The sequence below is a fragment of the Micromonospora sp. NPDC005252 genome (assembly GCF_042872475.1).
In the GTDB taxonomy this organism is placed as follows: domain Bacteria; phylum Actinomycetota; class Actinomycetes; order Mycobacteriales; family Micromonosporaceae; genus Micromonospora.
In genome coordinates this window covers 251,594-265,452 of the sequence record NZ_JBIAKN010000002.1, presented here as the reverse complement: position 1 = coordinate 265,452, position 13,859 = coordinate 251,594, and the positions used below count along the sequence as shown (strand labels likewise).

10 protein-coding genes and 1 pseudogene are annotated in these 13,859 nt (G+C 73.1%); 6 read left to right on the top strand and 5 right to left on the bottom strand.

Features of this window, described 5'->3' with window-relative positions:
* Positions 1-422: 422 nt before the first annotated feature.
* The 5 genes and pseudogenes from ACFYPH_RS06960 (at position 423) to ACFYPH_RS06940 (ending at position 5,296) form a co-directional block, all read left to right on the top strand.
* Positions 423-1,226, top strand: coding sequence for a BTAD domain-containing putative transcriptional regulator (locus ACFYPH_RS06960; RefSeq protein ID WP_387179818.1), 804 nt, complete (start codon positions 423-425; stop codon positions 1,224-1,226).
* A gap of 102 nt (positions 1,227-1,328) precedes the next feature.
* The gene (locus ACFYPH_RS06955; RefSeq protein ID WP_354862794.1) at positions 1,329-1,676 is read left to right on the top strand and encodes a TcmI family type II polyketide cyclase; all 348 of its coding nucleotides are present in this window, start codon (positions 1,329-1,331) and stop codon (positions 1,674-1,676) included.
* A 1-nt stretch (position 1,677) separates the two neighbouring features.
* A pseudogene (locus ACFYPH_RS06950) lies at positions 1,678-2,348 on the top strand (FAD-dependent oxidoreductase); the annotation flags it as partial.
* 396 nt (positions 2,349-2,744) lie between these two features.
* Positions 2,745-3,797, top strand: coding sequence for a hypothetical protein (locus tag ACFYPH_RS06945; RefSeq protein ID WP_387179815.1), 1,053 nt, complete (start codon positions 2,745-2,747; stop codon positions 3,795-3,797).
* A gap of 293 nt (positions 3,798-4,090) precedes the next feature.
* On the top strand, positions 4,091-5,296 hold the full coding sequence (locus ACFYPH_RS06940) for a low temperature requirement protein A (protein ID WP_387179813.1): 1,206 nt from the start codon (positions 4,091-4,093) through the stop codon (positions 5,294-5,296).
* Positions 5,297-5,339: 43 nt separating this feature from the next.
* On the opposite strand, the gene ACFYPH_RS06935 is transcribed toward ACFYPH_RS06940, so the two are convergent.
* Positions 5,340-6,167 (bottom strand): hypothetical protein, encoded by an 828-nt coding sequence (locus ACFYPH_RS06935; protein ID WP_387179810.1) that lies wholly within the window; start codon positions 6,165-6,167, stop codon positions 5,340-5,342.
* 252 nt (positions 6,168-6,419) lie between these two features.
* Here ACFYPH_RS06935 and ACFYPH_RS06930 point away from each other — a divergent pair, with 252 nt between their 5' ends.
* Positions 6,420-6,626 (top strand): hypothetical protein, encoded by a 207-nt coding sequence (locus tag ACFYPH_RS06930; protein ID WP_007460667.1) that lies wholly within the window; start codon positions 6,420-6,422, stop codon positions 6,624-6,626.
* 307 nt (positions 6,627-6,933) lie between these two features.
* Here the strand turns inward: ACFYPH_RS06930 and ACFYPH_RS06925 are convergent, their stop codons facing one another.
* The 4 genes from ACFYPH_RS06925 to ACFYPH_RS06910 all read right to left on the bottom strand — a co-directional run bounded on the left by ACFYPH_RS06925 (position 6,934) and on the right by ACFYPH_RS06910 (position 13,810).
* Positions 6,934-9,027 carry an amino acid transporter gene (locus ACFYPH_RS06925; protein ID WP_355067759.1) on the bottom strand — a complete coding sequence of 698 codons (2,094 nt, stop codon included), beginning with the start codon at positions 9,025-9,027 and terminating at the stop codon, positions 6,934-6,936.
* Between the two features lie 100 nt (positions 9,028-9,127).
* Complete coding sequence (locus tag ACFYPH_RS06920) at positions 9,128-9,517, bottom strand: hypothetical protein (RefSeq protein ID WP_354863324.1); 390 nt, start codon at positions 9,515-9,517, stop codon at positions 9,128-9,130.
* 490 nt (positions 9,518-10,007) lie between these two features.
* Positions 10,008-10,778, bottom strand: coding sequence for a DUF5995 family protein (locus ACFYPH_RS06915; protein WP_354862756.1), 771 nt, complete (start codon positions 10,776-10,778; stop codon positions 10,008-10,010).
* Between the two features lie 134 nt (positions 10,779-10,912).
* Positions 10,913-13,810: an AAA family ATPase gene (locus ACFYPH_RS06910; RefSeq protein WP_354862755.1), complete on the bottom strand. Its 2,898-nt coding sequence runs from the start codon at positions 13,808-13,810 to the stop codon at positions 10,913-10,915.
* Between the last annotated feature and the right edge of the window lie 49 nt (positions 13,811-13,859).

Sequence of the window (13,859 nt, the reverse complement as noted above, 5' to 3'; positions counted from 1 at the left end):
CCGGGCCGGCCGGTGAACCTCCGGACGTGCTGGACGACTGCCGCCACGATGCGGCAGTCGTCGTCACGGCGGCGTCACCGCGGCGGACCGACTGGCAGCGCTGCACGGTGACGCTGCGTTGACGCAACCTGTGTATGAGCTATGCGTCCCATGTGTGCGGCCCCGACCCGAGAGATCGATGTTCTAGCAGTTCAGAACGGATCTCACGGTTGAGCACGGCTGAGGGAAGGCCAACATCGGCGTTGACTCACCGTGACCACTATTGATAATCTTCACGGTGGTCAACCCGGCGGCTCCGGCGGGCGATGCCGCGCATTCACAGCCGTGGTCGCAATCCGTCGACGGGGTCGACTGCGGCGAGGCGGCAGCCGATCCGGGACACAGCAGACAGTCGGGACGAGCGTTCCGCAGGGGGTGCCGCCGTGGCCGCTGAGCCGTCCGTGCCGACCGCCGCAGGTCCCGAAGAGGCCGACCTCGCACTGCACCTGCTCGGCGGTTTCCGGCTCCTGCGCGCCACCGCGCACATCGTGGTGCCGCGCGGTCTGCAACGGGTGATCGCGCTGATCGGGCTGCGTCCCGGCGCGACCCGCAGCCAGCTGGCCGGGCTGCTCTGGCCCGACGTGTCGGAGGACCGGGCGCTGTCGTCGCTGCGTACCGCGCTGTGGCGGCTGCGGCAGGACCCGTGCTGCCCGATGGTCGTGGCCGGCGACACGGTCCGACTGGCACCGGCGGTACGGGTCGACGTGGACGACCTCGTGCAGACGGCCGCGCGCGTCCGCAACGGTGACGACCCGCGGACCACCGCCGGGGCGCTCGCCGCCGGCCGGCACGACCTGCTGCCCGGCTGGTACGACGACTGGGTGCTGCTGGACCGGGAACGGCTGCGACAACTGCGCCTGCACATGCTGGAGCAGGTGGCCGCGCAGCACCTCGCGGCGGGGCGGCACGGCGAGGCGCTGGATGCCGCGTTGGAGGCGATGGCCGCCGAGCCGCTGCGCGAGACGCCACACCGGCTGGTGGTGCGCATCCATCTCGCCGAGGGCAACGCCTTCGAGGCCGTGCACGCCTTCTACGTCTACCGTGACCTGTTGCGCCGGGAGCTACGCCTGGAGCCCAGCCCGGCGATGAGCGCCCTGCTCGACGACACGCTCGCCCCGATCCGGGCGGCCACCCGCCCGGCGGCCGTCGGCCGGGAGCCCGCCGCCCGGCCGTCATCGGCCGGGTGACGCACGTGACGGTGACGTGACACACCCTGCGGCACGGTGGGCGCAACGAGCACGTGACCACCGGCCCACGGGCCGGGATCGGCCACCGGCGGAAGGGTTCACATGAGTCGTCTACTGATCGTCAACCGGATCATCCCGGGCGCGGAGGAGCGGGTCGCCCAGATCTTCGCCGAGTCCGACGCCACCGAACTGCCCGGTCTGACCGGCGTCACGCACCGGTCCCTGTACTGCCTGCACGACGTGTTCGTGCACCTCATCGAGACCTCGGACGTCGACCCGGGCGCCCTCGCCGCCGCCCGCAACCACCCGCTCTTCCAGCAGGTCAACGAGCGACTCGCCGCCCACACCTCGCCGTACCTGTCGACCTGGCGCTCCCCCCAGGACGCCATCGCCGACTGCTTCTACCGCTGGGACGCGGCCGACGTGGCGGCGCCCCACCCGGCCGGCTGACATGTCCACCGCCCCGCCGCACGTCCTGATCATCGGCGCCGGCACCGGCACCGGCGGGCTGCGCCTCGCGCACGGGCTGCGTCGCGCCGGGATCAGCGTCGCCGTCTACGAACGGCACCACCACAGCGCCGAAGGGCTGCTCGGTTACCGGGTGGGCATCGGCCCCACCGGCAGCCGGGCGCTGCGCGAGTGCCTGCCGCCGAAGCTGTCGCCACGTTCCTGGCCACCTGCGCCCGGCCGCCGAGCTACTTCAACGTCGTCACCCAACGGCTGCGCCAGACCGCCTCGTTCGAGTTGCGGCCGGCCGTCGACCCGGTGCGCACCGAACACTCGGTGGCCCGGATGGTGCTGCGCCAGGTGTTGCTGACCGACCTGGGCGACGTGGTGCGTTTCGACAAGACCTTCGTCCGGTACGAGCAGCACGACGACGGCACGGTCACCGCGTACTTCGCCGACGGGACCAGCGCCATCGGCGACCTGCTGGTGGCGGCGGATGGCACACACTCGGCGGTACGCCACCAGTACCTGCCACACGCGGTCACCCGCGACGCCGGCACCATCAACATCGCCACCCGCATTCCGCTGACCGCGCAGACCCGCGACCTCGTACCCGAGCGGGTCCGCAAGGGCATCTCGCTGATCTTCGGCGTGGTGGGCCAACTCGCGTTGCTCGGCGCGCGCGGCTACTTCGGAGTGACCAGTCGGGTGCCCCCGCTGCGGTGCCGCTTCGTCGACGACTTCCACACCTACGAGGGCGACGAGGACTGAGCGCGGCACCACCGACCCGGGCACGGCGACACGGCGCCGACCCGGGTCGCTGCGTGTGCGGCGGTCACCCCGGGGCCCGGCCCTGGTCGTCGCGCGGAACGCCGTCGAACGGTGCACGGGGCCCGCCGGTTCCGTCCTGCCGTGGCTGCGACGCTGCGTCACCCGTCAGGCACCACCCGAGGTGACCGTCCCGACCATCGTGCCGACGACCGGTCCTCTCTGTCATCGGCAAAGCACGTGTGCAAAGCTGCGGCGAGTTTTTCTCGTGACTTTTTCGATGAAATGAGAGGGAGGTTCGCCGTGGAGTGGTCTATCGGACACTCGCTGATAGTGGTACTGGCGTTGTTGCTGGGCCTGGCCGCCGGATGGTTGCTGCGCGGCCGGCAGGACACGCGGGCCAGCGGGCAGGGTCAGTCGATCGTGGACGGTGACCCCGTCGCCGGCCTGGCCGTGATCGACGCTCCGGTGCCGCCGGCCGCCACCGACGAGGCCTCCCCGGCGGCGGCCGTGGACGCCCCCCCGGCCGCGGTCACCGAGGAGCCGACCCCGGCGGACACGGTCAGCGCACCGGCTGCGGTGACCACGCGGGACGACTCCGCCCCGGACGCCGTCGACACGGGCGACATCGCCCTCACCGACGCCCCGCCGCCCGTCCCCGCCACCGAGCGGACCGACGCGGTCGACGAACCGCCCGCGGTCGCGGCGGAACCGGAGCCGGTCGCGGTCGACGAGCAGCCCGCCCCGGCGACGGTGATCGCCCCGCGGCAGCCGATGGACGACAGCATCGACACCCTGCCGTCCGAGGCGTCCCACGCCGAGGCAACCCCGGCGGAGATCGCGCAGGCGGAGACCAACCCGGCCGAGACCACCGAGGCCGAGGCCATCCCGGCCGAGACCAGCCCGGCGCAGACCAGCCCGGCCGAGACCACCGAGGCCGAGGTCACGCAGGCCGAGACCACGGACGCCGAGGTCACCCCGGCCGAGGCGACGCCGGCGGTTGCGGCGGGCGCGACCTCGGCGGACGTCGAGGACGCCGAGCCGGTGCGGGCCGCCCCGCCGGTCCGGATGGCCGAGACCACGCCGACGCAGGCGGACACCGAACCGACGGGCCCGGCGGACGACTTCCGCCGGATCCAGGGGGTCGGGCCGAAGATGGCGGCCGCGTTGCAGGCGGCCGGCGTACGCACCTACCGCCAGCTCGGCGAGCTGGACGAGCCGGCGCTGCGCGACCTGATCCGGACCGCCGGTCTACGTGCGGCACCCGCGTTGGCCACCTGGCCCCAGCAGGCGCGGGTGCTGGCCGGTGCCGGTGACCAGGCGACCGCGGTGTTGCCGGGTGGCAGCCAGGGCTGAGAGCCGACAGCGAACCCCCGGGCGCCCGTCTTCCCGACGGTCGGCCCGGGGGTTCCGTCGTTGTGGCGGAGCAGTCGGGGGCCGAGAGCCAGGGCCGTGATCGACCCGATGTCCCGAAAACCGGGCCATCCACCCGCCCGGACACCCCGGCCTCAGGAAAGCCGAGTCGATCAACCGCCTCCCCGGTCGGGGGACGACCAGACGAATCCGGAGTGGCGCGTCCGACCGCTGGCTAGCGTCGGTCGAGGTGGGCCGGATGGCTCGCCGCGTCCACCGGCACCGCAGGAGCAATCGTGCACCTCTCCGCGCCGGAGCCCGGGCACCGCAAGAGCCGACCGCCGGTGCGCGACCCGGATGCCCCCCGCCGGGTGACGCTGCTCGAACTCTTCTTCGACCTGGTGTACGTGGTCGCGCTCGCCCTCATCTCGCGGGGCATGGTCGACCAGCTCGACTGGCATCGGGCCGGTCAGTCGTTGATCCTGCTGGCCGCCGTCTGGTGGACGTGGGCGATCACCACCCTCGTCACCGACCTGTACGACCCGGACCGCACCGAGATCAAGCTGCTGATCAGCGCCGTGATGTTCGGCGCCCTGTTGATGACCACCGCGATCCCGGAGGCGTTCGGCGCACGGGGAATCGTCTTCGCCGCCACGTACGTGGCCATCCACCTCGGGCGCGGGCTGTTCCTGGTGCCGGCCGTGCGCCGGGAACCGCAGACCCAGCGCAGGGCCGTGCGCATCTTCGTCTGGTTCGCCGTGTCGGCGATCCCCTGGATCATCGGCGGGTTCGTCAGCGGCGACGCCCGGCTGGCGTGCTGGGCCATCGCGCTCGCCATCGACTACGGCGGCTTCCGGCTCGCGTACCCGGTGCCCGGGTTGGGGGTGGTGCCGGAGCCGCAGCGCAACGTCACGGCCGAGCACCTCTCCGAGCGGTACCAGCAGTTCTTCATCATCGCCCTCGGCGACGCCATCCTGACGATCGGCACCATGTTCAACCTGGCCCACTCCGCGGCGCAGAACATCGCGTCGTTCGCCGTGGCGTTCGCGACCACCCTGCTGCTCTGGCGGATCTACGTCCACAAGTCCGGCCAGCTGCTGCCGACGGCGATCAAGATGTCCGGGGCGCCGGGCAAGTTCCTGTTCACCGCGCCGTACACCCACCTGCTGATGATCTCCGGAGTGGTGGTCACGGCCTCCGGGTTCGACCTGGTGCTGCACGACGACCCCGGCCGTACGCCGCCGGCCTGGGTGGCGGTGATCCTCGGCGGCCCGGCGCTGTTCCTGGTCGGCCGGTCCTCATTCGAGTACGAGGTGTTCAGCCGGGTGTCGCCGTCGAGGGCCGGCGGCCTCCTGGCGCTGCTGACGATCGCGCCGGCGGCGATGTACCTGCCGCCGCTGTGCGCCTCCCTCGGCGCCCTGCTGGTGTTGGCCGGCGTCGCGTACGCCGACTATCGCCGCAGTCGCGGCAAACCGCCGGAGTCCCCCGCCCCGCCGCACTGACTCCCCGCACCGGCCAGCACCGGCAGGCCGATCCGGTGGTGGCTCACACCAGCAATTCCGCGTACCCCCGGACCTGCAACCGTCGCCCGGCGGTGCTGCCGAGGCGCACCTGAAGGCCCAGCGGAGCGGCGGCCCGGCGTACGTCGTCCAGGTGCAGCGAACCGTGCCGGTCCACGGTCAGTACCGGCGGCTCCTCCAGCTCGCACTCCGGCGCGTGGAAGGAGAGCAGGGTCACCGAGGTGGTGAGGTAGCCGGGGTAGGCGGCGCGGGCGGCCGCCTCGTCCGGGTGGGCGAGCACCACCAGGTCGTCGAGGTGGGCGAAGTCGGCGGCGAGCGCGCCGGCCTTCCAGTGCGCCGGCTCCTCGACCATCCCGGTGTGGTGTCGGGACCGGTTCGCCGACGTGATGTAGAGGTGATCGGTGCCAGTCTCGGCGAGCGCCCGCTCGAAGAACGTGTTGGACGGACAGGTCAGACCGGGAGCGATGACCTGGGTGGTACGCAGGCCGTGGTCGAGCTGGGTGAGGTGTTCGGGCAGCCGGTCGGCGGCGGGGCCCCGGAATCCGAACGGCCCGGCGCCGTAGAGGGCGTCCATCAGCGCCCGCACCCGGCCGATCGGCAGCCGGGGCGAGATCCGGGACCAGTCGAACATTCCCGGGATCCGTCCGATGGCGGTGGTGATGCTGCCGACCTGGTGGACCGGGCGGCCCTTGGCCAGGTTGACCCGGCGGACGGTGGTCGCGTCCGGCCGGGTGACGATCGCGTAGAAGTTGGCGAACGCCACCGCGACGACCGCGCCGCCGGCGAGCGCGCGGGCCGCGACCGCGACGTCCTCGGGGCGGTCGATGGACAGAAATGGGGTCGGCGCGTTCATGGGTCCTCCTCGGCGGGGCCGTGAGGCAGTTCTACGTCCGGTCGCTCGTACCGCGGCCGGGTCGGTCGGCGATCCGATAGCCGACCGTCGGGACGCGATGCGGGTGGCCGATGCCGACGCGGTACCGACGGCGGACGGCATCGGCCGGACGGAGGATCCGGCGTAGGGGCCGGACGCCCACCGTTAGCCGCGCGACCCGATTGGGTACAACGCCTGCACCTCAGATCCACCACATTCCTTCAGGAGGCAGCGATGCGCGGCACCTCGATACTCGGAGTCATCGTCGTGATCTGGCTGGTGATCGGCGCCATCGCCGGCGGCCAGCGGGGCTACTACAGCGGCGACGACACCAACTGCGCCGAGGCCGGCACGATCCTGGTCACGATCGTGGCCGGACCGCTGAACTACATCGGGGCCAACCCCAAGGTCGACTGCAAGCTGCCCGAGCCGTCCAAGTAGGACGAACACGGTCCACCGGCCCGCGCCCGTCCAGGGCGCGGGCCGTTTGCCGCCCGGGGTTGAGGGGCACGGTGCCCGCCCCGGGGCGGGCACCGTCACACCGCGCAGCGCGGACGGGCACCGTCACACCGCGCAGCGCGTCCTAGGAGGCTGGTTCGGAGGCGTGGGCGGGAACGTCTTCGCCGACGACCTCGCCGGCCGGCTGCGCGCCCTCCACCAAGGGTCACCTTAAGGCCGCAATACGACAGGAAGGTGTGAACGTGAACAGTGCTGCCATTCATCTTCAACGGCACCAGACGGTGCGCGCTCACCCGCCGACGTGGATGCCGGGCCGACGCAGCGGGTCGGGCTCGATACGGCGAATGATCTCCCGTACCACCGGCGGGGTGTCCCCCTGGCCGAGGATCAGGTAGCGCAGCAGATGCGCGATCGGGCTGCCCTCCGACCACTCGAAGTGCGCGTGCGGGCGTACCCCGGTGGCGTCGCGCAGCGCCAGCAGGATCGCGGCGATCGCGTTCGGCGCGGCCGGGCTGCTGGCCCGCAGCACCCGGAAGCCGGCCACCTCGACGCCGTGCACCCGCAGCACCTGGCTGAACCCCGACGGATCCACCACGTCGATCTCCAGGAACAGCACGTCGGCGGCCCCGGGCACCGGGTTGATGCTCCGCTGCGCCCGCTCCTTGATCGTGTACTCCTTCGCCGAGCCGCTCTGCCGCTTGTTGGCGATGAGGTGCAACTGCCCGTCATGAGCCAGCGAATCGGCGACGAACCGGCGGGCCGGCTCGTCGAACTCGATCCGCTCGGCGCGCAGCTCCGTCGTCCGGGTGACGCGGGAGATCAGCGACACCACGATGATGCCCAGGATGAACAGCGCCGAGATGGTGATCCCGTCCGGTTGCTCGACGACGTTCTCCAACAGCGCGTACAGCAGCACCAGGGTCAGCACCGTGAACCCGATGCCGGCGGCGCGCTGGCGGTGCCGGACCGCGGAGATGGTCACCGCCACCGCGCCGGAGACCATCATCGCCAGGATGCCGGTGGCGTACGCCCCGGCCTGGGCGTTGACGTCGGCCCGGAAGGCGATCGTGATGGCGACGCTGACCACGGTGTAGACGATCACCACCGGACGTACCGCGCGTGCCCATTCCGGGGCCATGCCGTACGAGGGCAGGTAGCGGGGCACGATGTTGATCAGGCCGGCCATGGCCGAAGCGCCGGCGAACCAGAGGATGAGCACGCTGCTCACGTCGTAGACGGTGCCGAAACCCTCGCCGAGATAGGTGTGCGCCAGGAAGGCCAGCGCCCGACCGTTCGCGGGGCCGCCCGGGCGGAACTCGGCGGCGGGAATGAGCGCGGTGGTCACGAAGGTCGTCGAGATCAGGTACACCGACATGATCAGCGCGGCGGTGGTGAGCAGCCGGCGGGTGTTGCGGATCCGGGCGGCCAGCCGGGCCGCCGGGTCCGGGCCGTCGGCCGACACCAGCGGCATCATGCTGACGCCGGTCTCGAAGCCGGACAGCCCCAGCACCAGCAGCGGGAACGCCAGCACGGCCGTGATCAGGACGTGGCCCGCCCCGCCGCCCGCGGTCAGCGCGGTGGTCCAGTCCGACACGATGGCGGGGTCCTCGACGATCCGGGTCACCGCGACCACCACGATCACCGCGTTGAGGACGAGGAAGACCGCCACCAGCGGGATGGCCACCACGACGGCCTCGCGGAAGCCGAGCAGGAACACGCCGCCGAGGACGAGCAGCAGCGCCATGGTGACCAGCACCGGCACCGCCGGGCCGTGCAGGGCGTCCGGCAGGTACGGGTTCTCCAGCAGGTGCACGGTGGCGTCGGCCGAGGACAGGGTGATCGTGATGATCCACGAGGTGGCCACGAACCCGAGCAGCACGAGCACGAAGATCTTGCCCCGCCAGAACGGCAGCAGCCGTTCCAGCATCGCGACCGAGCCCTGCCCGTGCGGGCTCTCCTGGGCCACCCGGCGGTACATGGGCAGCATGCCGAACAGCGTCAGCGCGACGATCAGCATGGTCGCCAGCGGGGACAGCGCACCAGCGGCCACCGCCGCGATGCCCGGCAGGTAGGACAGGGTGGAGAAGTAGTCCACGCCGGTCAGGCACATCACCTGCCACCAGGGGTGCCGGCGGCTCTGCCCCTCTTCGGCCTCCGGGCCGGGCGGCTGCACCTGGTGCTGGAAGAGCCACCGGCGCAGCGGGCTGGCCGGCGGCGCCGACCGGGCCGGGCTGTCGACCCGCTCGGGCACCACGACACCCCGCCGGCCGCCGGAGTGCGGGCGGGCCGGGTCGCGGGCGGCGCGCAGGGCCGGGTCCGGTCCCGTCGGCGTATGGCGTCGTCCGTTCCAGCGTCGCGGTCTCGCCCGGTGCTCGTCAGCCATCGCCCGTCCCACCCTCGCAGGTCCTGATCCGACGGTAGGTGGTGCCCGGCGGTCCGACCGGCGGAACCGGGTATGCGGATGGCCTGCTCAGGGCAGGTCCTCATCCGGCGAGCAGCCGAGCGAGGGCCGGCGGGTCGGCAACGGTGACCGTGGCCGCCGGATGCCGGGGCCAGCCGCCGGGCGCCAGAGCCGGCACCGGTACGCCGAAGCGCAGGCAGACCCCGCCCGCCGTGCTGCTGCCGAAGCTCACGCCGCCGTCGACCAACGACAGGTGCGGGCCGATCACCCGCCACCAGCGGTACGGGCCGCCCACCTCGGCGCCGAGCACGTTGTCCCGGCCGGTGCGCAGCCGCCACGGCCCGTACCGGATCAGGAGGTCCTGGTCGGTGACGGCGACCCAGGCCGTCGCCGGTCGGACGCCCAGCAGCGCCAACGGTGGACGGAACGCCGAGTCGAAACGGAACGGAAACCGGGCCAAAGCGGCGGTCATCGCGCGCCGGGACGGGCGGCGGGTCGTGGTACCGGGCCGCCCGGCCGGAGCGGACCGGGCCGCGCGGGGCGGGGTCGGGCGGCGGGCCGGCGCCGGGCCAGGACGGTCATGGCGCGGGCGTACCCCGTACGAGCCGACCGACACCCCCGGCCGGCGCCCCGTTGACGACCGAGCACACCGCGGCCGGTCCGGCCCCCCACCACCGTGCGGTGGCCCGTACCCCCGCGTGGCCGCTGGGCCGGCCGGCGGCCCGTCCCGTCACCGCCGACCGGCGCAGCGAGCCCGGCCCGCACCCGCTCCCCCGCCGCCGGCCGGCACCCCCCGGGCCGGCCGACGACGGCAGACGGTCGACACCCCCCGAGCCGACCGGCTGACTCCCCGCCGCCGCCGGTGAACACCGGTCGACCCGCGGGTGGTGGAGCTGGTGGGGCGGACGCGCCCCCGCGCTCCGCCGCCCCCACGGGCGGAGCGCGGGGACCCCCCGTCCCGGCTACTGCAGGAACGCCCCGAGGGGCGAGAGCAGCAACCGGCCGAGCGCCGCGGCGTTGTCGTCCAACCGCGTGCGCTCACACTCGCGGGCGTCCGGATCGTGCCGGCACCGCCAGATCTTCTGCGCGTTGCGCCAGGCGACATCGCGGGTGTACTCGACCAGTTCCCCCTGGTACCAGTCGTCGATGTCGCCGTTGAGCATGTCGATGAGCAGCTGCCACCGCTCCAGATAGCCTCGGCGCAGGCCGGGGATCTTGTCCGCGAAGATGTTGTTGATCTCCAGGTAGTCGTGGTGCTGGTCGGTGCCGTCGACCGGCTCCGACTCCAGGTGGTCGAACGTCGTCACCAACGCGAACGGCAGATCGAAGTTGATGTGCGCGTTCACACCTGCCGCCGCCGACGGCAACGGGCGAGCGTCCGGCCCGCGCATCCGCGAGAACAGACACGACCACGCCTTCGGCGTGCCGGGGCTGGAGTCGGTCCACAGCCGCAGGGCGTCGAAGTAGCGGGCCGCGAACTCGACGTCCAGCCGGGAGAGGAACACCGGGTCGACGAAACGGTCGTCGTACAGACCGTCCAGCACGCTGCTGGTGATCGTCAGGTAGAGCTTGTTGAAGTCGGCGAGCGGGCAGCTCGCCTCCAGCGGCGGCAGCCGCACCAGCATGTCCTGGAGCTTGGTGAGGTGATCGACCACCGCTGGCACGTCCGCCGGATGGTCGGCCAGCAGGTCGACGATGTCCCGGTGCACGGGCCCCCAGACGGGTTCGGTCATCTCTCCTCCATTGTGGTCGTGACGCCCCCGTGACGCCGTCGACGGGGCTCAGCCTCTCAGCCGAGGGCCGCCGCCGGGATCAGTAGAACGACGTATCCCGGCGCGCACACGCGCCGGGATACGTACCGGTGCCGTCAGCCGCGGGAGTTGCGCAGCATGATCGCGCTGGCCTGGACGCGGGTGCGGACCTGGAGTTTGTCGAAGATGTGCGACACGTGCACACCGATGGTCCGCTCGCTGATGAACAGCCGCTGCCCGATCTCCTTGTTGGTCAACCCCTCGGCGACGAGCGCGAGCACCTCCCGCTCGCGCGCGGTGAGGGCAGCCAACTCGTCGCCGACCGGCTCGGCCGACGCGGCGGCGCGCGCGCCGTCGGCGTCGCGCTCCTGCAGCGACACCCGGGCCCGCCCCGCCAACTCCCGGATCTCCGAGGTCAACGGCACCGCGCCCAACCCCTGCGCCACTCCGTACGCCTCCCGCAGCAGCTTGCCCGCGGTGGCCACCCGACTGCGCCGGGCCAGCAGAGCCTCCGCCTGCCGCAGGCGGGAGTACGCCGCCGGATAGGGGTGGTTACGCCGGTCCCACTCGGCGACCGAGGTGGCCCAAAGCTCGGGGTCGCTGCCGTTGAGGCGGCTCACCTCGGCGGCGCACAGGGCCAGGAAGCCCTCCACCACAGAGCGCACCGGTCGGGCCGCTCCGGCGCTCTTGCGGGCCATCCGGTCGGCGACGTCCCGCAGCCGGCGTACGGCCGTCGGGTCCACGTCCACGGTGCGGCTGGAGTGCGCCTCCGCCTCGGCGCGCAGCCCGTGCCAGACCAGGGCGGACAGGATCATCACGTCGTCGGAGCGGCTCTCGGTGAGGCCGCGCTGGACCGCCAGCCGCGCCACGTCGTGCCGGCCCTCCCACATCGCCAACCCGGACCGCAGGGTGAGCAGCGGGATGACGTGGCGGGCCCCACCGCCGGCGAGCAGGGTCGCCACCGCGTCGAGGTCCCGACCGGCGGCCTCGATGTCGCCGTAGCCCACCGAGAGCCGGCATCGGGCGAGCAGCAACTCGACGGCGTCCGCGCCGGACGGTCGGTGCCGCAGGGCCACGGCGACCACCTTCTCCGCCTCGGCCCACTGGCCCACCCGGAACAGCCCGTTGATGGCGATGGCCAGCAGTCGGGTGCCCCAGGTGCGGCCCAGCCCCAGCTCGGCCACCCGCTCGGCGCCCCGCCGTGCCACCACCACGCCCTCTTCGAGGATGTTCAGCGGCCCGGTCAGCAGCTCCGCCAGGTGCAGGTAGGCGCAGGCCACGTCCTCGGGCTGGCCGGCGCGCTCGGCGGTGTCGAGGGCGTCGCGCATGACCGCCAGACCGGCGTCCGGGTCTTCCAGAAAGGCGTCGCTGAAGCCCAGGGCCGAGCTGGCCAGCACGACCTCGGTGGCGGAACCCTCCGCGTTCTCGGCCAGCGCCAGCGCCTCCCGCGCCCGCTCGCCGGCGTCGGCGTAGCGGCCCAGGTGCAGCAACAGCTCGGCCAGCCGCGCGGCGGCGGCGGCCCGGTCTCGCGGCGAGCAGTCCGCCGCCTCCAGCGCCCGCTCGTACTCCTCCTCGGCGAGCGCCGAGCGCCCCGCGGCGGCCAGGTACCGGGCCCGGCGGATGTGCAGCGCGCAGCTCGGAGCGCCACCCTGTACGGCGGCCAACTCCTCCAGCAGGGCCAACGCGCGGGCGTGCTCCCCACAGTGGTGGGCCGCCTCGGCGGCGTTGCCGAGCAGCTCGATCCGGTCCACCTCCAGCGAGCCGGAGTCGCCGGCCAGGTGCAACGCCGCCGTCCAGTGGCGGTGCGCCTCGGCGTAACCGTGCAGCCGCTCGGCCTCCTGCGCGGCGGCCACCGCCGCCGGCAACGCCCGCGCCGGCTCGCCGGCCAGCCGCCAGTGATGCGCCAGCCGGGCCTGGTGCAGCTCGCCCGGCGCCGCGGTCAGCGCCTCGGCGTAGCGGCGGTGCAGCCCGGAGCGTTCGGCCGGCAGCAGCTCGTGCGCCAGCACCTCGGCGACGAGGCGGTGCCGCAGCCGGTAGCCGTCGTCGGCGCCGACCAGCAGCCGGTGCGCGACCGCGGCGCGTGCGGCGTCGATCAGCTCGTCCTCGGGCAGCCGCAACACCTCGGCCAGCAGCCAGTGCTGCACGGGCTCGACGCCCGCCGCCACCGCGTGCACCACGGCGTGCGCGTGCTGCGGCAGCGCGTCGACCCGGTCGAGGAAGATCTCGCGCAGCGTCTCGGACAGCCCGTCCCGCCCGTCGCGCAGGTCGCGGGCCAACTCCTCGATGACGAACGGGTTGCCGCCGCTGCGCTGCCACACCTGCTCGGCCGCGTCGGGCGGAAGCGCCCGGCCGACCACCGCGGCGGCGAGCTGCTCGGTGCCGGCGCGGTCCAGCGGGGACAGGTCGAGCACCCGGACCGTCCGCAGCCGGCGCAGCTCGGTGAGCACCCGGCGCAGCGGGTGCGCGCCCTGCAACGATTCGGCCCGCACCGCGGCCAGCACCGAGAGCTGGAGGTCACCGAGACCGGCCAGCAGATAGAGCAGGAGCTGGCGGGTGCTGCGGTCGACCCACTGGAGGTCGTCCAGGATCAGCACCAGCGGTCGCCCCTCGGCGATCAGGTGCAGGCCCCTGGAGACGCGTTCCAGCAGGGCGCCCGCGCCGTCCGGGCCGCCCGTCTCGTCGGCGAACATCTGCAACAGCCCGCGCACCGCCGAGGAGGTGCGCGCCTGCGCCGCGGACAGGTCCCCGTCGAAACGCCGCAGCGCCTGCAGCAACGGGTGCAGCGGCGAGGCGTCGCCGATGTCCAGGCAACTGCCGGTCAGCACCAATGCGCCCTGGTCGCGCAATCGGGCACCGATCTCACCGAGGAGGCGGGTCTTGCCCACACCGCTCTCACCGGTGAGGAAGACGGCGGCCGTCTGCCCCTGTGCCACGTCACCAAGCAGCGCCGACCGAACCGTCTGCACCAGCTCGGCCCGGCCCACGAGCGGTGCGGTGTCCACATCGCTGGCCATGGGACGCAGCCTAATCACACGCCCCCGTACCGTTCTACGGCCATCTGCC